At 65.5% G+C, this 26,739-nt stretch carries 29 protein-coding genes; 14 read left to right on the top strand and 15 right to left on the bottom strand.

The window, feature by feature from the left end; genetic code table 11:
* Positions 1-5: 5 nt before the first annotated feature.
* From ACN9MB_RS15360 to ACN9MB_RS15350, 3 genes are all read right to left on the bottom strand, one after another.
* Positions 6-560: a Spy/CpxP family protein refolding chaperone gene (locus ACN9MB_RS15360; protein ID WP_426269497.1), complete on the bottom strand. Its 555-nt coding sequence runs from the start codon at positions 558-560 to the stop codon at positions 6-8.
* 37 nt (positions 561-597) lie between these two features.
* Positions 598-948, bottom strand: a complete 351-nt coding sequence (locus tag ACN9MB_RS15355; RefSeq protein ID WP_426269496.1) for a hypothetical protein — start codon at positions 946-948, stop codon at positions 598-600.
* A 196-nt stretch (positions 949-1,144) separates the two neighbouring features.
* Positions 1,145-1,549, bottom strand: a complete 405-nt coding sequence (locus ACN9MB_RS15350) for an ExbD/TolR family protein (protein WP_426269495.1) — start codon at positions 1,547-1,549, stop codon at positions 1,145-1,147.
* A gap of 294 nt (positions 1,550-1,843) precedes the next feature.
* On the opposite strand from ACN9MB_RS15350, the gene ACN9MB_RS15345 reads away from it, so the two are divergent.
* The 6 genes from ACN9MB_RS15345 (at position 1,844) to ACN9MB_RS15320 (ending at position 7,767) form a co-directional block, all read left to right on the top strand.
* Entirely contained in the window at positions 1,844-3,241 is a 1,398-nt protein-coding gene (locus tag ACN9MB_RS15345) for a M20/M25/M40 family metallo-hydrolase (RefSeq protein WP_204634255.1), read from the top strand.
* A gap of 91 nt (positions 3,242-3,332) precedes the next feature.
* Positions 3,333-4,100: a class I SAM-dependent methyltransferase gene (locus tag ACN9MB_RS15340; protein WP_204634256.1), complete on the top strand. Its 768-nt coding sequence runs from the start codon at positions 3,333-3,335 to the stop codon at positions 4,098-4,100.
* A gap of 21 nt (positions 4,101-4,121) precedes the next feature.
* The gene (locus ACN9MB_RS15335; RefSeq protein ID WP_426269494.1) at positions 4,122-4,331 is read left to right on the top strand and encodes an oxidoreductase-like domain-containing protein; all 210 of its coding nucleotides are present in this window, start codon (positions 4,122-4,124) and stop codon (positions 4,329-4,331) included.
* A 343-nt stretch (positions 4,332-4,674) separates the two neighbouring features.
* Positions 4,675-5,487 carry a creatininase family protein gene (locus tag ACN9MB_RS15330; protein WP_204634258.1) on the top strand — a complete coding sequence of 271 codons (813 nt, stop codon included), beginning with the start codon at positions 4,675-4,677 and terminating at the stop codon, positions 5,485-5,487.
* 34 nt (positions 5,488-5,521) lie between these two features.
* Positions 5,522-6,697 carry a hypothetical protein gene (locus ACN9MB_RS15325; protein WP_426269493.1) on the top strand — a complete coding sequence of 392 codons (1,176 nt, stop codon included), beginning with the start codon at positions 5,522-5,524 and terminating at the stop codon, positions 6,695-6,697.
* A gap of 71 nt (positions 6,698-6,768) precedes the next feature.
* Positions 6,769-7,767: an LLM class flavin-dependent oxidoreductase gene (locus ACN9MB_RS15320; RefSeq protein ID WP_426269492.1), complete on the top strand. Its 999-nt coding sequence runs from the start codon at positions 6,769-6,771 to the stop codon at positions 7,765-7,767.
* Between the two features lie 6 nt (positions 7,768-7,773).
* Here the strand turns inward: ACN9MB_RS15320 and ACN9MB_RS15315 are convergent, their stop codons facing one another.
* From ACN9MB_RS15315 to ACN9MB_RS15275, 9 genes are all read right to left on the bottom strand, one after another.
* The gene (locus tag ACN9MB_RS15315; RefSeq protein ID WP_426269491.1) at positions 7,774-8,754 is read right to left on the bottom strand and encodes an HDOD domain-containing protein; all 981 of its coding nucleotides are present in this window, start codon (positions 8,752-8,754) and stop codon (positions 7,774-7,776) included.
* A gap of 149 nt (positions 8,755-8,903) precedes the next feature.
* Entirely contained in the window at positions 8,904-10,163 is a 1,260-nt protein-coding gene (locus tag ACN9MB_RS15310) for a TIGR03862 family flavoprotein (RefSeq protein WP_426271928.1), read from the bottom strand.
* A 146-nt stretch (positions 10,164-10,309) separates the two neighbouring features.
* Entirely contained in the window at positions 10,310-11,059 is a 750-nt protein-coding gene (locus ACN9MB_RS15305) for a slipin family protein (protein ID WP_204634261.1), read from the bottom strand.
* A gap of 20 nt (positions 11,060-11,079) precedes the next feature.
* Positions 11,080-12,432: an NfeD family protein gene (locus tag ACN9MB_RS15300; protein ID WP_426269490.1), complete on the bottom strand. Its 1,353-nt coding sequence runs from the start codon at positions 12,430-12,432 to the stop codon at positions 11,080-11,082.
* A gap of 363 nt (positions 12,433-12,795) precedes the next feature.
* Positions 12,796-13,308, bottom strand: coding sequence for a hypothetical protein (locus ACN9MB_RS15295; RefSeq protein ID WP_204634262.1), 513 nt, complete (start codon positions 13,306-13,308; stop codon positions 12,796-12,798).
* 75 nt (positions 13,309-13,383) lie between these two features.
* On the bottom strand, positions 13,384-13,653 hold the full coding sequence (gene minE, locus ACN9MB_RS15290; RefSeq protein WP_204634263.1) for a cell division topological specificity factor MinE: 270 nt from the start codon (positions 13,651-13,653) through the stop codon (positions 13,384-13,386).
* Positions 13,654-13,658: 5 nt separating this feature from the next.
* A complete protein-coding gene (minD, locus tag ACN9MB_RS15285) occupies positions 13,659-14,474 on the bottom strand; it encodes a septum site-determining protein MinD (RefSeq protein ID WP_204634264.1) in 816 nt (271 codons plus the stop codon).
* Positions 14,475-14,517: 43 nt separating this feature from the next.
* Positions 14,518-15,285 carry a septum site-determining protein MinC gene (minC, locus tag ACN9MB_RS15280; protein WP_239535158.1) on the bottom strand — a complete coding sequence of 256 codons (768 nt, stop codon included), beginning with the start codon at positions 15,283-15,285 and terminating at the stop codon, positions 14,518-14,520.
* An 8-nt stretch (positions 15,286-15,293) separates the two neighbouring features.
* The gene (locus tag ACN9MB_RS15275; protein ID WP_204634266.1) at positions 15,294-15,917 is read right to left on the bottom strand and encodes a GNAT family N-acetyltransferase; all 624 of its coding nucleotides are present in this window, start codon (positions 15,915-15,917) and stop codon (positions 15,294-15,296) included.
* Between the two features lie 209 nt (positions 15,918-16,126).
* Between ACN9MB_RS15275 and ACN9MB_RS15270 the strand changes: the two genes are divergently transcribed.
* The 7 genes from ACN9MB_RS15270 (at position 16,127) to ACN9MB_RS15240 (ending at position 24,642) form a co-directional block, all read left to right on the top strand.
* The gene (locus tag ACN9MB_RS15270) at positions 16,127-17,356 is read left to right on the top strand and encodes a sensor histidine kinase (protein WP_426269489.1); all 1,230 of its coding nucleotides are present in this window, start codon (positions 16,127-16,129) and stop codon (positions 17,354-17,356) included.
* Positions 17,357-17,726: 370 nt separating this feature from the next.
* On the top strand, positions 17,727-18,368 hold the full coding sequence (locus ACN9MB_RS15265; protein WP_019464490.1) for a response regulator: 642 nt from the start codon (positions 17,727-17,729) through the stop codon (positions 18,366-18,368).
* Positions 18,369-18,604: 236 nt separating this feature from the next.
* Positions 18,605-19,954 (top strand): polyketide cyclase, encoded by a 1,350-nt coding sequence (locus ACN9MB_RS15260; protein WP_204634269.1) that lies wholly within the window; start codon positions 18,605-18,607, stop codon positions 19,952-19,954.
* A 160-nt stretch (positions 19,955-20,114) separates the two neighbouring features.
* Positions 20,115-21,047: an ABC transporter ATP-binding protein gene (locus tag ACN9MB_RS15255; protein WP_204634270.1), complete on the top strand. Its 933-nt coding sequence runs from the start codon at positions 20,115-20,117 to the stop codon at positions 21,045-21,047.
* Complete coding sequence (locus ACN9MB_RS15250) at positions 21,044-21,778, top strand: ABC transporter permease subunit (protein WP_426269488.1); 735 nt, start codon at positions 21,044-21,046, stop codon at positions 21,776-21,778. The genes ACN9MB_RS15255 and ACN9MB_RS15250 overlap by 4 nt, the downstream gene beginning before the upstream one ends.
* Positions 21,775-23,676 carry a GldG family protein gene (locus tag ACN9MB_RS15245; protein WP_204634272.1) on the top strand — a complete coding sequence of 634 codons (1,902 nt, stop codon included), beginning with the start codon at positions 21,775-21,777 and terminating at the stop codon, positions 23,674-23,676. Before ACN9MB_RS15250 ends, ACN9MB_RS15245 begins: the two co-directional genes overlap by 4 nt.
* A gap of 102 nt (positions 23,677-23,778) precedes the next feature.
* Positions 23,779-24,642 (top strand): cytochrome c oxidase assembly protein, encoded by an 864-nt coding sequence (locus ACN9MB_RS15240; protein WP_426269487.1) that lies wholly within the window; start codon positions 23,779-23,781, stop codon positions 24,640-24,642.
* A 90-nt stretch (positions 24,643-24,732) separates the two neighbouring features.
* Here ACN9MB_RS15240 and ACN9MB_RS15235 read toward each other — a convergent pair whose 3' ends face one another.
* Both ACN9MB_RS15235 and ACN9MB_RS15230 read right to left on the bottom strand, forming a co-directional pair.
* The gene (locus ACN9MB_RS15235) at positions 24,733-25,188 is read right to left on the bottom strand and encodes a copper chaperone PCu(A)C (RefSeq protein ID WP_426269486.1); all 456 of its coding nucleotides are present in this window, start codon (positions 25,186-25,188) and stop codon (positions 24,733-24,735) included.
* Positions 25,185-25,802: an SCO family protein gene (locus tag ACN9MB_RS15230; RefSeq protein WP_426269485.1), complete on the bottom strand. Its 618-nt coding sequence runs from the start codon at positions 25,800-25,802 to the stop codon at positions 25,185-25,187. Before ACN9MB_RS15230 ends, ACN9MB_RS15235 begins: the two co-directional genes overlap by 4 nt.
* 81 nt (positions 25,803-25,883) lie before the next feature.
* Here ACN9MB_RS15230 and ACN9MB_RS15225 point away from each other — a divergent pair, with 81 nt between their 5' ends.
* Positions 25,884-26,270, top strand: coding sequence for a DUF423 domain-containing protein (locus ACN9MB_RS15225; RefSeq protein ID WP_426269484.1), 387 nt, complete (start codon positions 25,884-25,886; stop codon positions 26,268-26,270).
* Here ACN9MB_RS15225 and ACN9MB_RS15220 read toward each other — a convergent pair whose 3' ends face one another.
* The gene (locus ACN9MB_RS15220) at positions 26,271-26,735 is read right to left on the bottom strand and encodes a DUF1203 domain-containing protein (RefSeq protein WP_426269483.1); all 465 of its coding nucleotides are present in this window, start codon (positions 26,733-26,735) and stop codon (positions 26,271-26,273) included. It lies immediately after the preceding gene.
* Positions 26,736-26,739: the final 4 nt, after the last annotated feature.

Here is a 26,739-nt window from a genome sequence, read left to right as displayed (position 1 = left end):
GTGGATCAGCTATGCGCCGATGACGACGCGCCGGCAGGTGCGGCCTTGCTGGCCTTGCCGCCCTTGTGCGGACTGGCGCCCTTGCCGCCGCCGGGATTGCGGTACATCGCATCGGCAATCTGTTTCTGCGCGGGCGAGAGCGCGTCATACAGGTCGCTGAAGGCCGACGAGAGTTTCTTCATGTTGTCCGCGTGCGTCTCGGTGAGATCGGCATAGGACTTCATGGCGTCTTCCGCCGTCATCGTGGGCAACTTCTGCGCCCGCTCGCGGAAAGCCTGGTCGGCCTTGCGCGCGTTGTCACGCATGGTCTGCGCGAAGGTATCCCATGGCTTGGCCTGTTGATCGGTGATCTTCAGCTGGGCATGCAGGTCGGCAATGCGTTGTTCGACCGCATCCGCATGTTTCTGCCCGTGATCCTGCGCGCCCGGCGGCGTGGTGGTGGGCAATTTCTGGGCGGCAGGGGGTGTGGCCGGCGTGGCCTGCTGGGCCCATGCCGGAGCCGCCACCAGCGCCAAGGAGACCAGCGCCGGCAGGATCAGACTACGAAGCGAATTTTTCATCGTCGGTACTCCCTATGCAGTGAATGGCGGCAGCCACCTAGTAGCCGTCGTTGTAGTAAACGACGCCCGGTGGTGGCGGGGGCGGCGGCGAGGTATAGACCACCGTCGGCGGCGGTTGCGTCGTGTTCGCATTGGAAATGGCCACGCCCGCGGCGACGCCCAGCAGCGCACCGGCAACGATCGCACCGCTGTTGTCGTGGTGATCGTAGTGGTCGTAATGGCTGTAGTGATTGTCGTAATGACCGTGATAGTCGTGGTGTTCGTAGTGCGCCGGCGGCGGGCCATGGTGGTATTGCGCGAGCACAGGCAGCGGCAGCGCCATGCATGCCACGGCCATCGTGGCGGCGGCGAGTGTGTTACGTCCTGCGATAGACGGGTTGTGTTTCATCAACATTCCCTCCAGCAGTGCGGCGAGATCGCACGAAGGGAAGCGTAGGTCTGCCGATGTGCACGCCAGCACAACACCGGGCCGCATTTTCCTGCGACTTTCGGCGCGGTTTGCTTATGTCGGTGCGGTGTGACGTTTGCGTTGTCTTGGCACCGACGAGGACGCGATGCGTCCTCGTCGGCGATCCGGCTGACGCTTAGCGGGGATCCGTGAAATCGATCTTCTGCAGGCCTTGTCGCTTGGCGTCGGAAATCACGCTGGCCACGGTCTGATACGAGACGCCGTCGGCTGGGTCGATGACCAAATGGGGTTGCACTGGCAGGTGCGAAGCGATGGCCAGCTGCGAGGACAGCATCGCAGCGTCGATGGGTGCATCGTTCCAGTACATCGAGCCATCGGCATGGATGGACAACTGCACCATGCTCGGCTCGATCGGTGGGTCGAAGGTGGCACCGGGCTGCGGCAGGTCGAGTTTCAATTTGTGCGTCAGCACGGGCGAGGTGATCATGGTGATCACCAGCAGCACCAGCAGGACATCTACCAGCGGCGTGATGTTGATCTGTGCGAGCGGAGCATGCGAAACACGTGCAGAGAAAGCCATGTTCTTCCTCCTGACGGCAGCGTTTGTCGATGTGGATGCCGGGCCTGGGGATGCGCCGACGGCACCAGATTACTCCCGAAGGGGACGCTCCGCGCAAGCGTGCCTGCGCCTTCGCGCTGCGTCCATTGCGTACAGGGATCCTCGTTGCTGCACGGCATCATCCGCAGCGCCGGCCAGGGACTTCGTGCCAGCCGGCGCTGGCGCCTCAAGACAGCGGGGATGGGGCGTCCGCAGTGTTCCGTCGGCGGCGAACCAGACATACTCACGACTCCCTCCGACGCCGGTGAGATGCCCATGTTCCGACCCTTGCTCGCTACGCTGCTGACCTGTTCCGTCGCACTTCCCGCCGTCGCGGCGACGCCGGATGCCAACCAGGCGCAGGCGCGTGACATCTTCAGTCACCTCATCGCCTTCAAGACGGAGATCGGGCAGGGCCAGGTGCCGGTGATGGCGAAGTATCTGGCGGACCAGTTCCGCGCCGCAGGCTTCCCCGATGCGGACATCCATATCATCCCGCACGGCGAGACCGCGGCGATGGTCGTGCGCTACCGCGGCAACGGCACGGGCGGCAAGCCGATCGCGCTGATGGCGCACATGGACGTGGTCACCGCCAAGCCGGAAGACTGGCAGCGCGACCCGTTCAAGCTGATCGAAGAGAACGGCTACTTCTACGGTCGCGGCACCGAGGACATCAAGAGCGGCGTCACCGTGCTGGCGGCCAACTTCATCCAGTTGAAGAAGGCCGGCTTCGTGCCCACGCGCGACCTGATCATCGTCTACACCGGCGACGAGGAAACCACCCAGGAGACCATGGACGACCTGGTCAAGAACCATCGCGACCTGGTCGATGCCGAGTTCGCGCTCAATACGGATGCGGGTGGCGGCGAGCTGAGCGAAGACGGCAAGCCGCTGGTGTTCGGTCTGCAAACGGCGGAAAAGGCCTATGCGGATTTCGAACTGACCACGCGCAACGCCGGCGGCCACAGTTCGCTGCCGCGTGCGGACAACGCCATCTACGAGCTGGCCGATGCGCTGAAGAAAGTGCAGGGCTACGCGTTCCCGGTGATGTCCAACGACACCACTATCGCTTCGTTCAAGGCCTTGGGCGCGACCACGCAGGGCAAGCTGGGTCAGGCGATGCGCGACTTCGCCAAGAATCCGCACGACGCGAATGCTGCCGCCGTGCTGGCGGCGGAACCGTCGGAAGTGGGCAAGACGCGCACCACCTGCGTCGCCACCATGCTGCGCGGTGGCCATGCGGACAATGCGTTGCCGCAGTCGGCGACGGCGAACATCAACTGCCGCATCTTCCCGGGCGTGGCGATCGAGACCGTGCGCAAGACGCTGGCCGATCTGGTCGGCCCGAAGGTGGAGGTCGTGCTGATCGGCAAGGCGATCTCCAGCGATGCCTCGCCGTTGCGCCCCGACGTGGTCGCGGCCGTGACCAAGGCGGTGCATGCCATTCGCCCGGGCGTGGCGATTACGCCGGAGCAGGAATCGGGCGCCACCGACGGCATCTATTTCCGCGCGGCGGGCATTCCCGCCTATGGCGTCAACGGCATGTTCATGAAGAACAGCGATTCGTTCGCGCATGGTCTCAACGAGCGCGTGCCGGTGAAGTCGTTCTATGACGATGTGACCTATTGGCACGTGCTGTTGACCGCGCTGGCCGGACCGGGCACGGGCAAATAACGCGACGGAGCACTGTGTCGAGACACCTGCTGCGCTTTATCCTGTGGGGGCGCACAATGCGCCCCACACCCGCCACACCACGGAGTTCGTCATGCGACCGACCGTACTTGCAGTGCTGGTAGCCCTCGCTTTTCCCGTCACCGCTGCGCTGGCCGCTGCGCCGGCGTCAACGGAAGTCCCTTCCTACGTCACCGCGGCGGTCAACGATCCGGCCCGCAAGGACGACACCGCCAACGACGATCGCCGGAAAATCGCCGACCTGATGGCGTTTGCCGAAGTGAAGCCGGGCCAGTCCGTGGTGGACCTGATCCCGGGCAGCGGCTATTTCACCCGCGTGTTCAGCGGCGTGGTGGGTCCCAAGGGCAAGGTTTTCGCGGTATGGCCGAACGAATACGGCAAGGAGGCCCAGTCCGACGTGCAGGCCTCCAAGGCGCTCGTGGCGCAGCCGCATTACGCCAACGTCGGCGTGCTGATGGTGCCGGCCAAGGAGTTCAAGACGCCGGTGAAGGTTGACCTCGTCTTCACGTCGCAGAACTACCACGACTATCCGGACAAGTTCATGGGCAGCGTCGATCCGGTGACGTTCGACAAGCAGGTGTTCGATTCGCTCAAGCCCGGCGGCCTGTTCGTGGTGATCGACCACGTGGCCGAAGCCGGTTCGGGCATGCGCGACACCGACACGCTGCATCGCATCGATCCGGCCATCGTGAAGAAGCAGGTCGAGTCGGTGGGCTTCGTCTTCGACGGCGAGAGCGACGTGCTGCGCAATCCTGCAGACCCGCACAACATCAAGGTATTCGACAAGTCGATCCGCGGTCATACCGACCAGTTCGTCTATCGTTTCCGCAAGCCGGGTTGATCTTCTGAGCGGAATATTCTGTTGAACGATTCACCGAAAACCCCGCCGGAGGGCGTACCCGCGCCCTCCGACGATCCACCGCCCATCCCTCCGCAACGCCCCGACGACGAAGACTGCTGCGGCCAGGGCTGCGTGCCCTGCATCTTCGATTTCTACGATGAAGCGATGGGCAAATATCGCGAGGCGCTGGCCGCGTGGAAAGAGCGGCATCCGTTGCAGTCGCCGGACTGATCGCCGCAACGAATGGTGTGGGAGCGGACTTGTCCGCGACTGCCACCTCTCATGATCTCCGCTGTCTTTGTTGTTCGCGAACAGCCATGGCTGAGGGCGCCGATGCGCCAGCGTCGCGCACAAGTGCGCTCCCACAACGGGGCGAGCTACGCATCGCTGCGGCCAGGGTGGTGAGATCGCGGCAAAAAGCGCGGTAGTTGCCGGTCTCCCGACTCCCCTGTGGGAGCGCATCCTGTGCGCGACACGTCAACGGAGCCAGTCGCCCGCATGTGGCAGTCGCGCACAGGGTGCGCTCCCACAGGAGGGCGTTCTACACTGGGTGTCTGCTTTTCAGGACGATGCCATGCCTTCCTTGTCGCTCCGCGCGCTTGCCTGCGGACTTTTGCTGTTGGGCGCCTCGACCGCCTTCGCCCAGACGCCGCACACCGTGCAGCTGCAAGACCTCACCTGGACCGAAATCCGCGACCAGGTGCAGGCCGGCAAGACCACCATCATCATTCCGATCGGCGGCACCGAGCAGAGCGGCCCATACATCGCGGTGGGCAAGCACAATGCACGCGCGGCCTTTCTCGCGCAGAAGATCGCCGAGCGACTGGGCAACGCGCTGGTGGCGCCGGTGGTGACTTACGTGCCCGAAGGCGGCACCGCGCCGCCGAGTTCGCACATGCGTTTTCCCGGCACCATCACGATTCCCGATGCGGTGTTCGAGCAGCTGCTGGAATCGGCGGCGCAAAGCTTCGCCGTGCATGGCTTCCGCAACATCGTCCTGCTGGGCGATCACGGCGGCTATCAGAAAGATCTGGATCGCGTGGCCGCCAAGTTGAACAAGGGCTGGGGCGGCAAGGCGCGTGCCCTCGTGCCGCCGGAGTACTACGCCACCTCGTCCGACGGCTTCAACCAGATCCTGCGCCAGCACGGCGTCAAGGACAACGAGATCGGCACGCATGCCGGCCTGGCCGATACCTCGCTGCAGCTCGCCGCCGATCCGAAGATGGTGCGCCTGGGCCAATTGCAGGACGGCCCCAAGCTGGGCGCGGCCGATGGCGTCTATGGCGGCGATCCGCGCCGCTCCTCGGCTGAGCTCGGTCAGCTGGGCGTGGATGCTATTGTGGTAAATACGGTCAATGCCTTGCGTCGCGACACGCAGGCACGTTGACCTTCCCCATATCACCCAAACCAAGTTGTGACTCATGGCCATCGTTAAATCCCTGCGTTCCTCCCGTTTGTTCCGCCTCGCACCGTTGGCGCTTGCCGCTGCGTGCCTGGGCGGCAATGCCCTGGCGGCCTCGTCCGTGAACACCGTGCCCGGCATGCCGCCGGTGGTGAATCCCGCCAACATGTACAGCGAGTCGGGCCTGGGCCACCTCAGCCCGGTGGTGAAGAACGATCCGGCACGCATCTACGTGCCCAACCTGCGTTCGAACGACGTCTACGTGATCGATCCGGCCACCTACAAGGTGGTGGACAAGTTCAAGGTGGGCGAGGGCCCGCAGCACGTGGTGCCGTCGTGGGACCTGCGCACGCTGTGGGTCACCAACAACGCCGAGCGCAAGAAGACCGGCAGCCTCACGCCGATCGATGCCGCCACCGGCAAGCCGGGCACGGCGGTGCCAGTGGATGACCCGTACAACATGTACTTCACGCCGGACGGCAAGGAAGCCATCGTCGTCGCCGAGGCGTTTGCGCGCCTGGATTTCCGCGATGCGCACAGCATGAAGGAGCACTCCAGCCTCAGCGCGCCGGAGTGCAAGGGCATCAACCATGCCGACTTCGCCATCGACGGCAGCTATGCGATTTTCACCTGCGAGTTCACCGGCAAGCTGGTGAAGATCGACATGGTCAACCGCAAGGTGCTCGGTTACCTGGATCTGTCCAAGAAGGGCATGCCGCAGGACATTCGTGCGTCTCCTGACGGCAAGACGTTCTACGTGGCCGACATGATGGCCGACGGCGTGTACCTGATCGACGGCGCCAGCTTCAAGCAGGTGGGCTTCATCAAGACCGGCGTGGGCACGCACGGCCTGTACCCCAGCCGCGACGGCAGCAAGTTGTACGTGGCCAACCGCGGCTCCAACAAGGTGCACGGTCCGCGCGGCGGCAAGGGCAGCGTGTCGGTGATCGACTTCGCCTCGCAGAAGGAGGTGGCGAACTGGCCGATCCCCGGCGGCGGCAGCCCGGACATGGGCAACGTGAGCGCCGACGGCAAGACGCTGTGGCTCTCGGGCCGCTTCGATGACGAGGTCTATGCGATCGACACCACCACCGGCCAGGTGCGCAAGATCAAGGTGGGCCAGGAGCCGCACGGTCTGGCCGTGTGGCCGCAGCCGGGCCGCTATTCGCTGGGCCATACCGGCATCATGCGCTAAGCGCAGGCGGCGGGGCTGGCATTTGCCGGCCCCGTCCCCAGATACAAGGGCTTCCCCGTCGAGGAAGCTCCATGATTCCTTTTTCCGTACTTGATCTGGCGCCCGTTACCGAGGGCAGCGATACCACCCAGGCGTTCGCCAACACGCTGGATCTGGCGCGCCGCGCCGAAACGCTGGGCTACAACCGCTACTGGCTGGCCGAACACCACAACATGCCGGGCATCGCCAGCGCAGCCACCGCCGTGCTGATCGGTCACGTGGCGGGCGGTACCTCGACCATCCGGGTGGGTGCCGGCGGCATCATGTTGCCGAACCACGCGCCGCTGCAGGTGGCCGAGCAGTTCGGCACGCTGGCTTCGCTGTATCCGGGGCGTATCGATCTGGGCCTGGGCCGTGCGCCGGGCACCGACCACGCCACGGCGCGCGCCTTGCGCCGCTATTTCGACAGCGCCGAGCAGTTCCCCCAGGACGTGGCCGAGCTGCTGTCCTATTTCGAACCCGCCACGCCCAACCAGCCGGTGCGCGCCGTCCCTGGCGCCGGCATCGAGGTGCCGGTGTGGCTGCTGGGTTCCAGCCTGTTCAGTGCCCGGCTGGCGGCGGCGATGGGGCTGCCGTTTGCCTTCGCCTCGCACTTCGCGCCCGATGCGATGGATGAGGCCCTGGCCCTCTACCGTCGCGATTTCCGGCCGTCGCAACGCCTGCAGGCGCCCCACGCCATGTTGGGGATAAACATCGTGGCCGCGGCCAGCGATGCGGAAGCCCGGCGCCTGTTCACCACCCAGCAGCAGAGTTTCGTCAATCTGCGCCGCGGGCGACCCGGACTGATTCCGCCGCCGATCGACAACATCGAAAACTACTGGACGCCCACCGAGAAGTTCGGCGTGCAACAGGCGCTCGCCTGCGCGGTGGTGGGCAGTGCCGACACGGTGAAGGAGGGTATCGAGGCTTTCATCGAGCGCCATCGTCCTGACGAGTTGATGATTACCGCCAACGTGTTCGAGCATGAGGCGCGCTGCCGTTCGTTCGCCATCGTGGCCGAAGTGAGGGAGCGTCTCCTCGCCGCAAGGTGAGGTCGATCAGGTCGCGGCAAAACTCCGGCGCAGGTCCTGCTGGCAACGTGCCAGCAGTTGCGGCGGGAAAGTGGCCACTGGGTCCTCGCTGTAACCGGAGTCCAGATCGAGCAAGCCCTGCTCGGCCAGCAGCTGGTTCATCGCCAGCCGCTGCGATACGTAGAGCACCCGGCTCATCGGCAGCATCAGCGCGGCATGGCCGTGCTCCAGGTGCTCCACCAAGGCGTCCTGCACGGGCGGCGGCAGCTCCCAGTGCTGTCCCGCCTGCACGGTGAGCTGCGCGGCGAGCTGCACGCAGCTGTCGATGAAGGCGGTGGAACTGGCGGGCAGCTCGGTGTTCTGCAGCTCGCGATCGAGCAGGCGCGCCACCGCACCGAGGCCGCTGTAGCCGACCAGGGCCACCAGGTACGCCTCGAACGCGTCGCACTGTCCCTTGCTCAGGTACACCGCGGCGTGCGCGCAGCGTTCGGCGTGGTCCCATAGTCGCTGGCCCACGATCTGCCCGTTGGCGCCGGCGCTGGCCATCAGGATGGGCTTCATCACGTACGAGGTCACCACGTGGCGCAGGCCGATCTGGCCGAGCAGCACCACCGCGTGCTGCAGGCTGCCGATCGGATGGGCGGTGCGGTAGGTGACGCTGCCGGTGACGCGCATCACTTCGCCCACCAGTACGGGATCGCGCTTGATCAGGTCGGCCAGCTGGGCGCCGCTGAGCTTGTCGTTCTTCATTGCGCGCATCAGCTGCGGCAGCACGGTGGGCATGCGCGGCAGGCTGCGCACGTCGAAGCGGCCGTTTTCGCACTGGTTTTTCAGGCGCTGGAGAATGGCCTGTTCGCGTTGCTTGTCGGGCGCATCGCCAGCGTCCACCGGTTGGTTGAGGATGAAGCGGACGAAGCGCTCGGCGAGCTCATCGCCCGACACGGTGTCGTGCGGCACCGGCGGCGCGTCGGAGTGTTCCGGTTCGGGCACGGAGGGGCGCGCCGCCATGGGTTCCGCCGCGCGCTCACGTCCGAATACTCGCCACCAGTTCCCCATCATCGTGCTGCCAGCTCCCTCGTGTGGCACCCGCTACGCTCGGTGTATCGGCCGCCGGCGGGAAATATGTAGCGCCACGGATCTGCCTTGCGACGCTCTGCTCAGTTATCGGCCGCCGGCGGCAAATGCTTGATCCAGTCGGCGGCGCCGAGCCCGGCGCGGCGTCCGCTGGCGAAGCAGGCAGTGAGCAGGTAACCGCCGGTGGGGGCCTCCCAGTCGAGCATTTCGCCGGCGCAGAACACGCCGGGGCAGGCGTCGAGCATCAGCGCCGGGTTCAGCGCCTCCAGCCGCACGCCGCCGCCGCTGCTGATCGCTTCCTCGATGGGACGCGCATGGGCGAGCCGCAGCGGCAGGCGCTTGATGGCGCGCGCCAGATTGTCCGCGTCGTGGAACTGCTCGCGGTCGAGCACTTCGTGCAGCAGCGCCGCCTTCACCCCGGTGAGGCCGGTCTGGCGACGCAGGTGGTCGCTCATGGAATGTTTGCCGCGCGGCTTGGCAAGATCGGCGCGCAGGCGTTCGAGCGTGCGGTCGGGCGAGAGATCGAGTTCGATGGTGAGCGGCCCGTGCGCGGCGATGGCATCGCGGATCAGCGCGGAATACGCGTAGATCAAGCTGCCTTCGATGCCGCCGGCAGTGATCACGCATTCGCCTTGGCGTGCGTGCTCGTGGCCGTGCTGGTCGCGCAGGTGGATCGTCACGGGCTTCAGCGGCGCGCCGGCAAAACGGCCGGCGATGTGTTCGCTCCAGCCGATGTCGAAACCGCAGTTGGACGGCACCAGCGGCGATACATCGACGCCGCGCTCGCGCAACGGCGCCTGCCATGCACCGTCCGAACCCAGCTCCGGCCAGCTGCCGCCGCCCATCGCGAGCACCACCGCATCGGCGCGAACTGCCTGTTCGCACTCGGGCGTGGCGAAGCGCAGCGCGCCGTCGTCGGTCCAGCCCAGCCAGCGGTGATGCACATGGAAGCGCACGCCGCTTTCGCGCAGGCGGCGCACCCAGCCACGCAACAGCGGCGCGGCTTTCAGATCGCTGGGGAACACGCGTCCCGAAGTGCCGACGAAGGTTTCCACGCCCAGGCCACGGGCCCAGGCGCGTAAGTCGTCTGCGTCGAAATCGTCCAGCCATTCGCCCACTTCGCGCGAACGCGTGCCGTAACGCTGCACGAAATCGGGCTTCGCTTCGCCGTGGGTGAGGTTCATGCCGCCCTTGCCGGCGATGAGGAACTTGCGTCCTACCGAGCCCTTGGCATCGAACACATCCACCGATACCCCGGCCGCATGCGCGGCCTCGGCCGCCATCAGGCCGGCGGGGCCGCCGCCGATGATGGCGACGCTGACATGGGTGGGCGTGCTGGACATGGCGGCGCGGCTGGCGAATGGCCGCTCATTGTACAGACACACGCGTCCTCGCCCCCCGTAGGAGCGCACCCTGTGCGCGACTCAAACTTGCCTTGAGGCCAGGCCAGCCGCGCACAGGGTGTGCTCCCACAGACGAACCCAGGCGCTCAGCCGCTTGGGCCCAGCAGCGGCTTCAACAGGTCCAGCGGCAGCGGGAACACGATGGTCGACGCCTTGCCGCTGTTGGACATGTCCGACATGGTCTGCATGTAGCGCAGCTGCAACGCCTGCGGTTGCTGCGCGAGCACGGCGGCGGCATCGCGCAATTTTTCCGCGGCCTGCAGTTCGCCTTCCGCATGGATCACCTTGGCGCGGCGCTCGCGTTCGGCTTCGGCTTGGCGGGCGATCGCGCGCACCATGGTTTCGTTGAGGTCGACATCCTTGATTTCGACGTTGCTGACCTTGATGCCCCAGGGATCGGTCGCTTCGTCCAGGATCTGCTGCAGGCTGTGATTGATCGAATCGCGCTGCGAAAGAATATCGTCCAGTTCGTGCTGGCCGAGCACCGAGCGCAGGCGCGTCTGCGCCAGCTGGCTGGTGGCCTGGTAGAAATCGGCCACCTGCAGCATCGCCTTGTCCGGTTCCACCACGCGGAAGTAGACCACCGCGTTGACGCGCACGGAGACGTTGTCGCGCGAGATCACGTCTTGCGGCGGCACGTCCATCACGGTCACGCGCAAATCCACCCGCATCATGCGCTGCACGATCGGCACCAGCAGCACCAGGCCCGGTCCTTTGGTGCCGGTGTAGCGGCCGAGCGTGAGCACCACGCCGCGCTGGTATTCCGGCAGCACCTTGATCGACAGGAACAACAGGGCGATCACCCAGATCACGATCACGCCGACGAAGCCAATCATGTGTTTCTCCTTTGCTGAAGTCAGGCGCGGGTAATGCGCAGCAGCAGGCCGTCGCGTCCCACCACGCGGATACGTGAGCCGGCCGGCAGGCTGGCATCGCCATGCACGCGCCATTGCTCGCCGCCGATGCGCGCCCAGCCGTCGCCGGCTGCATCGAGCGGCTGGATCAGTTCGCCGGTGCTGTGCAACATCTGTTCGTCGCCGTTGAACGTCCGCACGCGGCGCGTGCGCGCCACCAGGCGCAGCAAGACCATCAACACCGCCACGCCGCCCAGGGCGATGCCGGCAATCACGCCCACATTCACTTCGTACCCCGGCACGTCGGCATCGAACAGCATGATCGAGCCGATCACGAACGCCACCACGCCGCCCAGGCCGATGGCACCGACCGACGGCATCATGGCTTCGGCCAGCACCAGCCCCACGCCCAGCAGCATCAAGGCGAGGCCTGCATAGTTCACCGGCAACAGCTGCAGTGCGTACAGGCCGACCAGTAGGCAGATGGCACCGGCGATACCGGGCACCAGCACGCCGGGATGGAACGCTTCCAGCACCAGTCCGTAGATGCCGGCGAGCAGCAGCAGGTAGGCGATGGTGGGATGGGTGATCAGGCTCAGCAGATGGGTGCGCCAGTTGGGCGCGTAATTGCGCACGGGCAGCTGGGACAGATGCAGCACTACGTCTTTGCCGCCAACGTGCACGCGCCGTCCCTCCACGCTCAAGAGCAGCGCGGTGAGATCCGCAGCGACCAGATCCACCACGTGCTTCTGCAGGGCTTCGTCGGCGGTGAGTGTTGCCGCGCCTTGCACCGACTGCGCGGCCCACTCCGCATTGCGGCCATTGAGCTGCGCCAGCGAACGGATCGATGCGACCGCATCGTTGATCGCCTTGTTGGATTCGGCATCGGTTTTCGCGTTGCCCGGTGCCGATGCGGCCGGCGAGGGCAGGGGGCTGCCGCCACCGAGCGCCACCGGCGTGGCCGCACCCAGATGGGTGGCAGGCGCCATCGCCGCAATGTGGCAGGCGTAGAGGATGTAGGTGCCGGCCGAGGCCGCACGTGCACCGCTGGGCGCGACGTAGCCGATCACCGGCTGAGGGGAAGCGAGGATGCTGGCGATGATCTGCCGCATCGAATCGGACAGGCCTCCCGGCGTATCCATCTGCAGCACGACGGCGCGGGCGCCATCGCGTGCGGCGCGTTGCAAGGAGGCATCGACGTATTCGGCGGCGGCCGGTCCGATGGCGCCGGTGAGTTCGATGTGTGCCACGAAGCTGTCGGGACGCGGCGAGCCACCGGTGACATCACCGGCTGCGCTGGTGGCCAGCATCGCGGCGCACATAACGCTGACCGCTGTCTTGAGCCAGGGTGTCACGCACGGTCTCCCGTTTGGCGATATCACACTGCGCCAGCGGGTGTTGTGTCGACGTGAGATTAGAGCCTGTTCATGATCTCCGCGTAGCCCGCGTTGTTCTTGAGTGGCCGCCAGGCGGTAGTGCGTGGCGCTGCGCCTGCCTGGTGGGCAGGTCAAGCCGCGCGCTACCGCCTGGCGGCCACTCAAGAACAACCCGCCGGGCCGGGTCTGTTTGCCCACAGGCCGGCGTCATCACTCAGTCGTGTACGGACGTACACTCCTTCCCTCTTCCTTGTCCTGCGCGCAAACAGATCCCGGCGCGGGCCACGCGGAGATCATGAACAGGCTCTAAGCAAGGTTTTGCTTGCCCCGAAGCGGTCGCGGTCAGCTGAAAACCGGTCTTCCCTGAGCGTCCAGCAGACCGTGTTCCACCAGCCAGAGCCTGGCATTGGCGGCGTCTTCGCCAAACCATGCCTGGGCGGAGCCGAGCCGGAAGGTGTAGCCCCAGGCGTCCATGTCGGCCATCAGGCGCGCGCGGCCGACGCCGGGCAACTCGTCGGCCAGCACGATCTGCAGATAGCAGGTGGCGTCTTCCTCGGCGATGGAATCGGTGGCATCGGTATGCACCTGGCTGCGCCGCTCGGGCGGCAGCACGATCAGATGGCCGGCCTCGTGCAGCAGCGAATGCACCGGCGTGTCGTCGCGTGCATACACCGTGGTGCCGATGATGCCGGCTTCCTCGTCGCCCCAGAAACTGCCGGGAATGGCCGTGCCGGGCGCCACCCGTTCGAGCGCGAGTCCGTAACGGGCAAGCAGCGTCGCCGGCGCTTCGAAGCCGATCTCGGCCACGCGCATCACGCTTGCTTCGTCAGTGGAGGAGGGAAGGGCAACAGGCATCGGATGAAAGTCGCCGCCGGATCGCAGCGGCGAAGGCGGTGCAATGCGTGGCGCGGAAGATCCGCGCCACGTCGATCACACGGTTTTGGCTGGCGTGTTCTCGGGCAGCGCCACGGAGAGCTCGAGGATCTCGTGTCCGCTGTCGCGCTCGACATTGATGTTGATGGCTTCGAGGTCGACGTGGACGTATTTCTTGATCACTTCGAGCAGCTCGTTGCGCAGCAACGGCAGGTAGTCGGGAGCGCCACGGGTCGAGCGCTCCTGAGCCACGATGATGCGAAGACGCTCCTTGGCGAGTCCAGCGGTGGGTTCCGGCTTGCGCTTCAGGAAATCAAGAATACCCATGCCGATCAGCCTCCGAATACGCGCTGGAAGAAGCCCTTCTTCGGCACTTCGAGGAAGCGCAGGGCACGTTCTTCACCAAGGATGCGGGCAACGGTGTCGCTGTACGCCTGACCCGCGAACGAGTTGTCGTCCAGGATCACCGGCACGCCGGCGTTGGATGCCGCCAGTACGTTTTCCGATTCGGGAATCACGCCCACCACGTTGATGCCGAGGATTTCCTCGACGTCCTTCACGCTGAGCATTTCGCCCACCGCCACGCGGGCCGGGTTGTAGCGGGTCAGCAGCAGGTGCTGCTTGATCGCGCCGTCGCCGCGTTCGGCGCGGCGGGTCTTGCTGGCGAGCAGGCCCAGGATGCGGTCCGAGTCGCGCACCGAGGACACTTCCGGGTTCACCACCACCACGGCGTGGTCGGCGAAATACATCGCCAGGTGCGCACCCTTTTCGATGCCGGCAGGCGAATCACAGACGACGAAATCGAAGCCTTCCTTGCCCAGGTCCTCGAGCACCTTCTCGACGCCTTCCTGGGTCAGCGCGTCCTTGTCGCGCGTCTGGCTGGCCGCCAGCACGTAGAGGGTCTCGTAGCGCTTGTCCTTGATCAGCGCCTGCTTGAGCGTGGCTTCGCCGTGCACGACGTTGACGAAGTCGTACACCACGCGCCGCTCGCAGCCCATGATGAGGTCGAGGTTGCGCAGGCCGACGTCGAAATCGATCACCGCGACTTTCTTGCCGGCCATGGCGAGGCCCGTGGCAAGCGAGGCACTGGTCGTGGTCTTGCCCACGCCACCCTTGCCCGAGGTGACAACGATAATCTCAGCAGTCAAGGCTCATCTCCGCATGGTTCTTTGTAGTTGTAATGACTGATCGTCACAGCTTGGCGATCAGCAATTTTTCCCCTTCGAGCCAGCATCGCACAGACTGGCCTTCGAGGTCCTTTGGAATTTGTTCAAACACGCGGTAGTGCCCGGCGATGGCCACCAACTCCGCGCGGAAGTCTGAAATGTATATGCGCGCTTTCTCATCACCCTGTGCGCCGGCCATCGCGCGGCCGCGCACGGCGCCGTAGACATGGATGCTGCCGTCGGCAATCACTTCGGCGGCGTTGGCGATGGCGCCGGTGACGACCAGGTCGCGATCGCGCGCATACACCTGCTGGCCCGAACGCACGGTGCCTTCGTAGTGCTGCGCGCCGAGCGTGGACACCGGAGCGGCGGGTTCGGCTTCCTGTCGCACCGGTTCCGCGCGGCGCGGCGGTTCCGCGGCAGCGGCGGACGGCGCCGGCGGCGCGATGCTGCCGCCGTCGGCTGGTTCGTAGGCGGCGCGGAACTTGGCGATCAACGGCAGGCCCATGCGCTGCGCCAGCGCATCGACTTCGCTGGTGCCGTAGGCCAGCCCCACCGGCAACATGCCGGCACTGCGGATGGCTTCGAGCAGGGCGTCGACCGTGCCGTCGTCCGGCAGCTTCAACAGATGGCTGAGATCCAGCACCACGGCGGCGCGTGAGAACAATTGGGGGGCGGCACGGACGCGGCGTTCCAGCTCTTCGCACAGCGCGGCCGCATCCACGCGCTTGATGCGCACGTTGGCTATGCCGACCTGGCCGAAGCGCAGGTCACAGGCGTCTTGTTGATCCATCTTTGCATTCACGGGCGCTGCTCTCCCGCGAGGCGGCGCTGGGTGGTATCGGGAGGAGGGGACGAATGCTGGCGTTCGGCCAACCACGGCACATCGGGAAGGCCGTCGTGGTCCAGATAGGTCTCTCGCACAAAGGCGTAGCTGGGCAGGTCCTTGGCCAGCAGGCTCACCTGCGGACCGTCGCTGCCCATGCGTTGCTGGCCCACTTCCTGGAAACCGTAGGTGCCGTGGAACAGCACCACCACGTCGTCGCGCGGCTCCAGGAAAACCTCGCAGGTCAGCAGCGGCACGCGCACTTCCGCATAGCTGGTCACGTCGCAATAGAAGATGCGACCCAGGCCATGACGGCGATAGGCGTTGGCGATGACGATGCGATCGATATAGGCAAACTGCGGGTAGTGCTGGGAGAACCAGTGATAGTTCGGACTGTCGTAATCGCGACCTTCGCGGAGCGCGATGAGAAACCCGGCGAGTTGGCCATCGATCTCGGCCACCCGGAAATAGTCCGCATGGTCGAAGAAGTAGCGCAGCTGTGCCGAGTCTAGGGCGAGGATGGTGCGGCCGGCGGCGTTGTTGAGCGCCAGTACGGCATCCAGGTCGTGCTCACGCACGTCGCGGATGGCAAGGGCCATTCGTTGCTCCGCTTGGTTTGATTCGAGGGTAAGACCGTTGGTTCGGCCTCGCGTGACATCGGCATTATGGCATGTGCCCGACGGCCGCACATAACACGGCGCACCATGTAAAACCTTTGTAAAGCGCCCTCAGTCATGCCTTCTGGCAGGGGGAGGCTAATGACTTCTCGCGCATTGCACCACGCCTGCAGGTAGCGAATGATGCAGGCATGGCCTGGTCAAACATTAATCACATCCGGCTGCTCCGGTACGCTGGTCTGTTCACGTACCTGTGCGTGGCGTTGCCGTTGCTGTCCGGTCCCGGGGGGCTCGCCGAGGTCAGCGCCTGGTGGAGCAACCCGAACATCACCGGCTGGCTGCTTTCCTACCTCATCTATGGGGTGACCTATCTGCTGCTGACGCGGCGCTCGGGCATGGCGCGCCAGACCAGCTATCCCTCGGTGGTCAAGCTGTTCGGGCTGGTGGTGCTTACCGGTTCGGCGGTGGCGATGGGCTGGTTCAGCCAGAGCGGCCTGTCGGCGATGCTGATGCTGGTGATCGCGGTGGTCCTGCCCTGGCAGCTGCCGGTGGGTGCCGGGCTGGTCTGGATGCTGCTGCAGAACCTGATGCTGATGCCCATCTTCGCCAGCTTTGCCGGCTGGACGGTGGTCACCGCGTTCCTGCAGGTGTGCATGTACCTGGGCATTTCGGCGCTGGTCTTCTTCACCTCGATGATCGCCAGCCTGCAGGCCGAGGAGCGCGAGGTGCAGCGGCGCCTGAATTCCGAGCTGCGCGCCACCCGCGCCCTGCTGGCCGAATCCACCCGCATTGCCGAGCGCATGCGCATCGCCCGCGACCTGCACGACCTGGTGGGCCATCACCTGACCGCGCTCAGCCTCAACCTGGAAGTGGCCAGCCATCTGGTCAATGCCCAGGCGGCCGAGCACGTGCACAAGGCCCAGGTTACCGCCAAGCATCTGCTGTCGGATGTGCGCGAAGTGGTCAGCGAGTTGCGCCAGGACGACGCGATCGACCTCACCGTGGCCCTGCGCAGCCTCACCGAAGGCGTGCCCGGCCTGAACGTGCACATGGAAACGCCGCCCCGGTTCAGCGTGGAGGACCCGCGCCGAGCCCAGGTGCTGTTGCGCTGTGCGCAGGAAATCATCACCAATACCGCTCGCCATGCCGGCGCCCGCAACCTGTGGCTGCGCTTCGACTACGTCAATGCCAACCTGCTGGAGCTGTACGCCCGCGACGATGGCCGTGGCGCGACCAACTTCCGGCCGGGCAACGGCTTGTCCGGCATGCGCGAGCGGCTGGTCGAGTTCGAGGGCAGCGTGACGGTGGACGCGGCGCTCCAGCAAGGTTTTGCGTTGACCGTGCGGCTGCCGCTGGGCGAGGTAGCGCAACTCGCCCATACGCCGTCACGGTTCGAGCCCCCGGCCCTGGGCATGCTGTAGCCTTGCCCGGTTGTCGTGTAAAAATGTGCCGCTTGGAGCCTGATCATGGGTTGCGCATGGTTCGCGCCGGAAGCTGTTTGCTCGCCAGACAAGGAAGAACGAGGGAATGTATGTCGATACACGACCGAGTGATGACGCAGGATGGCGGGCAAACAGATCCGGCCCGGAGGGTTGTTCGCCAGCGCCCGCTAGGAAGCGACGCACGGCTTGACCTGACGGCCAGTCAGGCGCTGCGCCATGCGCCACTCCCTAGCGGGCGCTGGCGAACAACGCGAACCATGCGCAACCCATGGTCAGGCTCAAGCAGCATCGTCACTCTCCGTTGGCCGCGGGCATCGCACGCCGGCCACCTACGTTTCGAGGAACCGCGATGATTTCCGTCTGTCTCGTCGACGACCAGAACCTGGTTCGCCAGGGTGTCCGTTCACTGCTGGACCTGGCGGAGGACATCCGCGTGGTGGCCGAATGCGCCGATGGCGCCCAGGCCGTGCAGGACATTCCACGGGTCAAGCCCGATGTGGTGCTGCTGGACCTGCGCATGCCCAACATGAGCGGCCTGGAAGTGCTGCAGGCACTGTCTGCCCGCAACGAATTGCCGCCCACCATCATCCTCACCACCTTCGATGACGATCAGCTGGTGCTGCAGGGCCTGAAGGCCGGCGCCCGCGGCTACCTGCTCAAGGACGTCTCGCTGGAGCAACTGGTGGAGGCGGTTCGCACCGTGGCCGCCGGCGGCTCGCTGGTGGCACCGATGGTGACCCAGCGCCTGCTGGCCGGCGTGGGCCGCATGCAGAACCAGTTCACCAGTCTGGAACAGCCCGATCCCCTGACCGAGCGCGAGACGGAGATCCTCCGCCTGCTGTCGGGCGGCTACAGCAACAAGGAGATCGCCAACTCGCTGAAGGTGGCGGAGGGAACGGTGAAGAACCACGTTTCCAACATTCTCTCCAAGTTGGGCGTGCGCGACCGCACGCGCGCCGTGCTGAAGGCGCTGGAGCTTGGCATCGTCTAAGCGCCGGTAAACAGGCTAAAACCTTGCGGGGCCTTGCCGGACGCCATTCGCAGGCGTCTGGAAGGCACGCGTCAGGCAGTCTTTACGGCTGGACGCCGGAGCAAGTAGTATCGGGCAATTCGGCGCTGGCCGACCCCCCGTTCATGCCGTGATTCTTCGGGAATCTCCCGTGGCGGGCCGGTCTCCGGCGACTGCCTTTGTGCCGTGTACCAGAGAGACGTGCGGAGAATCCTGGAATGATGCGTGTTCTTGAATTTATTGTTGCCCTGATCATCGTCGCCGTTGTGGCGGTGGTAGTGGGCGTGGTGATGCCTGGCAGCGGCCATGTCGAACGGTCGCTCGTCGTCGGCAAGGACATGCGTCAGGTCTACGACGTGCTCAACAACTTCCGTCGCTTCCCGGAATACTCCGTGCAGCGCGAGTACGACCGCAACATCAAGTTCGACTTCTCGGGCAAGGCTTACGGCCCCGGCGCTGAAATCAGCTGGGCCAGCGACGACGGCAAGGTCGGCAACGGCAAGTTCACCATCGCCTCCGCCGAGCCGAGCTTCGACAAGATCGACTCGACCGCCCGCAAAGCCACCATCGTGTGGAACGTCGACAACGACTGGCGCGGCAACGACAAGCACTTCACGCTCGACCTCGAGCGCAACGGCAGCCGCGGCCAGCTGACCAAGGTGACCTGGTCGTATGACGTCGACTACGGCTTCAACCTGATCAACCGCTACTCCAATCTTTACATTCACGGCGACCCGGATGCCTTCATCCAGTTCAGCCTGAACAACCTGCAGAACGTGGTGGCGTCGGTCCAGAACGTGGACTACACCAAGCTCATTCCGTACATCGAGCAGACCCAGCCCACGCCGGTGCTGATGGTGTCGACCTCGATCGAGCGCAAGGGTGGCCTCGAGGCCCTCAACGACGCGACCGACAAGGCCATTGGCCAGATCCAGGCCGCTGCCAAGAAGCTGGGCGTGACCACCACCGGTCCGCGCATCATCTACACGACCAACTACGGCGATCAGAACTACTCGTTCGACGTGGCCATGCCGATCAGCGCGACCAGCCTGAACGTGGGCGGCCAGAACGTCGAACTGGCGGCAGCCAAGGCTCCCGATCTGACGGCCGCTGCGGCCAGCACCAGCGCCGATGCCGCCAGCACGACCGGCGACACCACGCCGGGTGGCCACGATCGCTTCGGTCGCCTGATCGTCGACAACGACGTGCGCGCCTTCCTTGCCTTCGGTGGCCCGGCCCTCAAGGCCGTGTGGAACGGTACCGCCGCCGGCGTGCCGCAGACCCGCGACCTGATGAAGGCCTATGCGCAGACCCACGGCTACAAGTTCGACGAAGTGGTCGGCCGTTTCTACGACATCGAAGCCAAGCCGGAAGTGAAGCAGGGCGACGAAGTCACCCAGTACGCCGAGTTCGACGTGTACCTGCCGCTGAGCTGGGCTCCGGACCAGACGCCGGAACAGGCTGCGGGCATCAAGCCGCCGACGCTCGACGACAGCAGCAGCGAGCAGGCACCGGCTTCGTCCGGCACCGCCGCCGCTCCGGCCAGCGCTGCCAGCGCCGGCAAGTAAGTCGCCAGCGGCAAGCATCGAAAAGGCCCTTCCTCGCGAAGGGCCTTTTCATTTTCAGGCTTCGCTTCAAGCGGTTCCGGCGAACTTTTCGGTTACAGTGCGGGTCGACATCGCAGCCGCGACACGCGCGCAGCATTGCGCGCCACTGACTGCCCAGGACATGATCGAAACCGAACTGCTCACTCGACGCTACGGCGCCCTCACCGCGGTGGACTCGCTGAGTTTCCGCGCCGAGCCGGGCCAGGTGCTGGGCCTGCTGGGTCCCAACGGGGCCGGCAAGACCACCGCCATGCGCATGATCGCCGGCTTCCTGGAGCCGAGCTCGGGCACGGCGCGGGTATGCGGCTACGACGTGCGCAAGGAGCCGTTGAAGGCCAAGCGTGCGCTGGGCTATCTGCCCGAAGGCGCGCCGAGCTACGGCGAACTGACCGTGCGCGAATTCCTCACCTTCGTGATGCGCATGCGCGGCCTGCAGCGCGAGGAAGGCTATCGCCGCTTCGAACGCGTGGTCGGCGGGCTGCAGCTCGAGGGCGTGCTCGACCAGTGCATCGACACCTTGTCCAAGGGCCTCAAGCGCCGCGTGGGCCTGGCCCAGGCCATCGTGCACAACCCGCAGGTGCTGATGCTCGACGAGCCCACCGACGGTCTCGATCCGAACCAGAAACACACGGTGCGCCAGTTGATCGACCAGATGGCGCGCGATCGCACCATCCTCATCTCCACGCATCTGCTCGAAGAAGTGCACGCGCTGTGCAACCGCGTGGTGATCATCGCCAACGGGCGGCTGATGGTGGACGCCACGCCGGCCGAACTCGAATCGCGCTCGCGCTATCACGGCGCGGTGTCGTTCAGCGCGCCGGGCAGCGGCGTCTCGCAGGAAATGCTCGGGCGCCTGCCGCAGGTCGCGTCGATCGAAGTCGATCCGATGGACGGTCGCATCACGGTGTTCCCGCGGCCGGGCGAACGCATCCTCGAACCGGTGGAGACGCTGCTGCGTCAGCAGGGCCTGGAAGTGTCGGAGATCCAGCTGGAGCGCGGACGACTCGACGAAGTGTTCCGCCAGATCACCACCGGCGCGGAGAGCAGGGCATGAGTCCGATCGCCGCGGTGACGCGCCGCGAGCTGCGCAGTTATTTCGTGACGCCGGTGGCGTACGTGTTCCTGGTCATCTTCCTGGTCCTATCGGGCATCCTCACGTTCTACGCGGGCGATTTCTACGAACGCAACCAGGCCGACCTGCAACCGTTCTTCGTGATGCATCCGTGGCTTTACCTGGTGCTGGTGCCTGCGGTGTCGATGCGCATGTGGGCGGAGGAAGCCAAGGGCGGCACGCTGGAGTTGCTGATGAGCCTGCCGTTGACGCTGGCCCAGGCGATGCTCGGCAAGTTCTTCGCGGCGTGGATTTTCATCGGCCTGGCGCTGGTGCTGACCTTGCCGATCTGGGTCACCGTGAACTACCTCGGCTCGCCGGACAACGGCGTGATCCTCGCCGGCTACATCGGCAGCTGGTTGATGGCGGGCGCGTTCCTGGCCATCGGCGCGTGCCTGTCGGCGGTGACGCAGAGCCAGGTGGTGGCCTTCGTGCTGACGCTGGTGGTGTGCTTCCTGCTGATCCTGGTGGGGCAGCCGCAGGTGATGGAATTCTTCCAGGGCGCGTTGCCGCGCAAGTTGGTGAACGGCCTCGCGCACCTGAGCATGGTGCGTCACTTCGAAGCCATCTCGCGCGGCGTGCTCGACCTGCGCGACCTGTTGTACTTCGTGGCGAGCATGGCCGCGTGGCTCACCGCCGGCGTGCTGACGCTCGACCTGAAGCGCACGCCATGAGCAACAAGCGCATCCATTTCAGTCGTCGCGCCGTGCTGTCGGCGGCCCTGGTGCTGCTGGGCATGCTGTTCGTGGTGTTCGTGCTGGCCAGCAGCCGCTGGCGCATGGGCCGCGTGGACCTCACCTCCGACCAGCTCTACACGCTCACGCCGGGCACGCTGCACATCGTGGACGGATTGCATGCGCCGTTGCGCCTGACGCTTTATTTCTCCAGCCATGCCACGCGCGACCTGCCGCAACTGCGCAGCTACGAACAGCGCGTGGCCGAGATGCTGCAGGAAATGGTGGCCCGCTCGCATGGCCACCTGCGCCTGCAGATCGTCGACCCGGTGCCGTATTCCGACGACGAGACCAGCGCTGAGGGTTACGGTTTGTCGCCGATCAATGGCGGCACCAACGGCGAGCGTGTGTTCTTCGGCCTGGTCGGCAGCACGCTGCCGGCCAATCCCGATGCGGACGGCGATGGCGAGGATCATCTGCCGAAGAAGGTGCAGGCGATCCCGTTGTTCGATCCGTCGCGCGAGACCTTCCTCGAGTACGACATCGCCAAGCTGCTCTACGAACTGGACCAGCCGTCCAAGCCGCTGATCGGTGTGATCAGCAGCCTGCCGGTGCAGGGCAACCCGGTGATCGGCGAAGAGCCCTGGACGGTCATGCGCCAGCTGGCCCAGCAGTTTGACGTGAAGTCGCTGGACGGGGCCAAGCTCAAGCACATCGACAGCGACCTGAAGGCGCTGCTGGTGATTCATCCCAAGCACCTGCCGGCCGATGCGCTCTACGCGATCGACCAGTACGTGCTGCACGGCGGGCACCTGGTGGTGTTCGTCGATCCCGTCGCCGAGATGGACAACACGCCGTTCATCGACAGCAGCGGCGTCACCGACGATCACAACTCGGATCTGTCGCGCCTGTTCGCCGCGTGGGGCGTGCAGTACGACCCGCAGAAAGTCGTGCTCGACCGGTCGCGCGCCCTGCGCATCGAGCTGGCCGACAACAGTTCGATGAGCCATCCGGCGATGCTGGGCCTGGGCACCCAGGAGCTCAACCACGACGACGTGACCACGGCGAGCCTGCAGCGCATCAACGTCTCCAGCGTGGGCTATTTCGACCTGGCGCCGGGCACCACTTCGCGCCTGACGCCGTTGATGCAGTCGACCACCGATGCCGAAGTGGTGTCCAGCCAGCGCGTGCGCGAATCGATCAACAATCCGGCCGGGCTGCTCGACAACTACAAGCCCGACAACCTGCATTACGTGATCGCCGCCCGCGTGCGCGGCCAGTTTCCCACCGCCTTCCCCGAGCGCTCCAACGAAGCGGGCCACCTCGCAGGTGTCGCGGGCACCGCGGAAGTGATCCTGGTGGCCGATACCGACCTGTTGAGCGACCGGCTGTGGGTGTCCTATGCGCAGAGCCTGCTGGGCCAGCCGCAATTGAGTGCGATCGCCAACAACGGCGACCTGATCACCAATATCGCCGACAACCTGAGCGGTTCCTCGGCGTTGCTTTCCATCCATGGCCGGGTGAGTTCGCAGCGTCCTTTCACGCGCGTTGCCGCGCTGCGCAGCGCCGCCGACCAGAAGTTCCAGGCCAAGATGCAGGAGCTGCAGCGCGAACTGGCGGTGACGCGCTCGCGCCTGAGCGAATTGCAGCCCTCCAAGGGGACGGGTCGCGGCGATACGGCCACGCCGGAGCAGCGAGCGGAGATCGAGCAGTTCCTGCAGCGCCAGCTGGCGATCAACAAGGAATTGCGCGACGTGCAGCACCAGTTCAACGCGGAGATCGACGCGCTCGGCCTGCGCCTGAAGTTCATCAATATCGTGCTGATTCCGTTGCTGGTGACCCTGATCGGCCTGCTCTATGGCTGGCGCCGCTCCCGCCGCAGCAGGCGGCAGGCATGAGCGCGATGGCCGGCGCTGATGTGTCGCAGGCGCGCGCCCTCGATGCCGCGTCGCCCGCGCGTATGATGGGCAGTCGCCACTGATTCGGTCCGGGTACGTTCGATGATGGCAAGCGTGCTCAAGTGGATCGTGCCCTGGGAGTTCTCCTGGGTTTTCCTGCTGGGCTTCATCGCCTGCAGCGTGCTGTATGTGCGCGGTTGCCGCCGACTGCAGGTGAGCTTCGGGCGCCGCCTGTCGTTCTGGCTCGGCATGGCGATGATCTACGTGTCGCTGCACACCTACCTGGATTATTTCTTCGAGCATGAGTTCTTCATGCATCGCATCCAGCAGATCGTGCTGCACCATCTGGCACCGCTGCTGATCATCGCTTCCTATCCCGGCACCGTGTTGCACAAGGGCCTGCCGTTCCGCTGGCGGCTGCGCGTGCTGCGCCCGGTGCGCCGGTCGGCGCCGTGGCGCATGGCCAGCGCGGTGTGGTGCAACCCCGCCGTGGCCACGGTGTTGTTCGTGGCGTTCATCCTGATCTGGCTGATCCCGTCCATGCAGACGCTGGCGATGCTGGATTGGCGCATCTACCGCTTCATGAACTGGTCGATGCTGGCCAGCGGTTTCACCTACTGGTGGCTGGTGCTCGACCATCGCCCGCGTCCGCCGGGCCGCATGACACCGGGCCTCCGCGTGTTGTCGCCCGGCATCACCATGACGCCGCAGATCCTGGCCGGCGCCATTGTCACCTTCTCCAAGACCGATCTCTACCCGATCTTCGAAATCTGCGGCCGCGCCTTCACCTTCAACGTGCTGACGGCGCAGCTCGTGGGCGGTGTGATCATGTGGGTGCCGGCGGCACTGATCGAATCCATCGGCGCGCTGTTGGCGATGCGCCAGTGGCTGCGGCTTTCGCGCAGCGGGCGCATCCGGCGCAAGCCGTGGCCGACGAGAAGGTCGGCTGCTAATTCAGCCCGCTGAATTTCTTTTGTGGGAGCGCACTTGTGCGCGACTGCGAAGCGGCATGAAGGTGACAGTCGCGCACAAGTGCGCTCCCACAAGGGTGCTTAGTTACTGCTCGGCGCCGGTCGCGTTCGCCGGCCGCGCAACGAAATCGGCATCCAGCGTGCTGCCGTCGCCGAAGCTCAGCGTCACCTTGACCTTGTCGCCGGTCTTCACCGGCGAAGCGGCCTTCATCAGCATCAGGTGATAACCGCCGGGCGAGAGTTCCACCTTGCCGTGCGCGGGAATGGCCAGCTCGTTCACCATCGACATGCGACTGACGCCGCCCGCGCTGCTGCTCTGGTGCAGCATGGCGTCGGCGTAGTTCGGGCTGTGCGCGCCGCGCAGGCTGGCGGCCTGGTCGCCGGTGTTTTCCAGCGTGACGTACGCGCCGGCAGGGAGGTCGCCGGGCAGCACGCGGATCCACGCCGCGCTGGCGCGAACATGTTGCGCCTCGGTGGCGTGCACGCCCGCCGTCAGCAGCAGGCCGGCAGCAAGCAGGGGCAGGGTGAAACGCAGTCTCATGAATGGGTTCCCAGGCTCAGTAGCAGATGCAGGTCGTGAACCATCTGGTCCTGCGTGTTGCTTGGCGTCGACAGCAGGCGCGCCTTGCCGTTGCCGTCGAACAGATAGATGGCCGAACTGTGGCTCACTTCATATTGGCCGTCGGCGCGATCGGGTTCGCGCGTGAAAGCCGAACGGTAGCGCTTGCTCAGTGCCTCGATCTCGCGGGCCGGTCCCGACAGGCCCACGGCGCGCGGATCGAACGCGTTGACATAGGCATGCATCACCTCAGGCGTATCGCGCGCCGGATCCACGCTGACGAACAGGATGCGCGCACCGTCGGCCAGCGGTCCCAACCGCTGCATCACCACGTGCAATTGCGCCAGCGTCAACGGGCATACATCCGGGCAATGCGTGTAGCCGAAATACAGCAGCACGACCTTGCCGCGATAGTCCTGGCCGGTCACTTTCTTGCCGTGGTCGTCGACCAGCTGGAAATCCAGATCCGGCATATGGCCGCTGACGTTATTAAGCTGCCACTCGACGCCGTCGTCGCGATGACAGCCAGCGAGCAGCAGGGTGCCAAGCGCCAGCATCAGCAGCAACAGCCAGCGGCGGGTGCGACAAAGCTTCATGCGAGAATCGATAGGAATCATCGGGTGAGCATACGACACTGGCCGCCCGGCCGGAGCGTGGCGAATCGAGGAGCAACGCAAATGCGACAACCTGCCTTGGCGACCGGCCTGCTGGTCGGGCTGACCGGCGCCACCGCCGTCGTTTTCGGTGCCTTCGGCGCGCACGCCTTGCGCGGCGTGCTCGATGCGCGCGGGACCGAGTTGTGGCACACCGCGGTGAGCTATCATTTCTGGCACGCGCTCGCCCTGGTCCTGGCCGTGTTGGCCGGCGCGGGGCGGGCACGACGCGTCGCCCTCGCGGCTTTCGCCATCGGCATCGTGATCTTCAGCGGCAGCCTTTACGCGCTGGCGCTGGGGGCGCCACGCTGGTTCGGCGCGATCACGCCGCTGGGCGGCGTGGCCTTCATCGTCGGCTGGATCGCACTGGGCATCGCGCTGGCCGCCCGGGCCAGCCGCGACACGGACTGATCAGGCGCGGTCGATGCGGGCGGCGTAGCAGCCGGGACGCGCGTTGTGCACATGCAGGTAGGCGATCTGTTTGTTCTCGAACAAGCGGTCGATCAGCGGTTCCAACTCGGTGCCCTGGGTCACGTCCGCATCGAGCAGGATGCCCCGTTCGTCGAAACCGCGAACCGAGAGCAGGCGACGGCGAAACTGTTCCGGCACCTCGTTGGTGCGGTCGTATTGCTGTTCGTCCTCGCGGATATAGATCGCGTAATTGGAGCGATAGGGCGTGTCCGCCGTTTGATGCTCGTAGTTCACCAGCAGCAGCGTCTGGCCGCGCCTGGCATCGGTCAGGCTGATGCGGCAGGGAAAGCCACTGTCGCTGTCGGCCACGACGCGCATGGCGCGACGCTCCGCCAGGGCTTCATCGGACAGGGAGAACAGTTCGGCGAACGGTTCGGCGGGCAGGCCGGAAATGCGAAAGGACATGGAA

The sequence above is a fragment of the Dyella kyungheensis genome (assembly GCF_049913195.1).
Lineage (GTDB): Bacteria > Pseudomonadota > Gammaproteobacteria > Xanthomonadales > Rhodanobacteraceae > Dyella > Dyella kyungheensis.
This window is presented reverse-complemented; position numbering and strand designations above follow the sequence as displayed.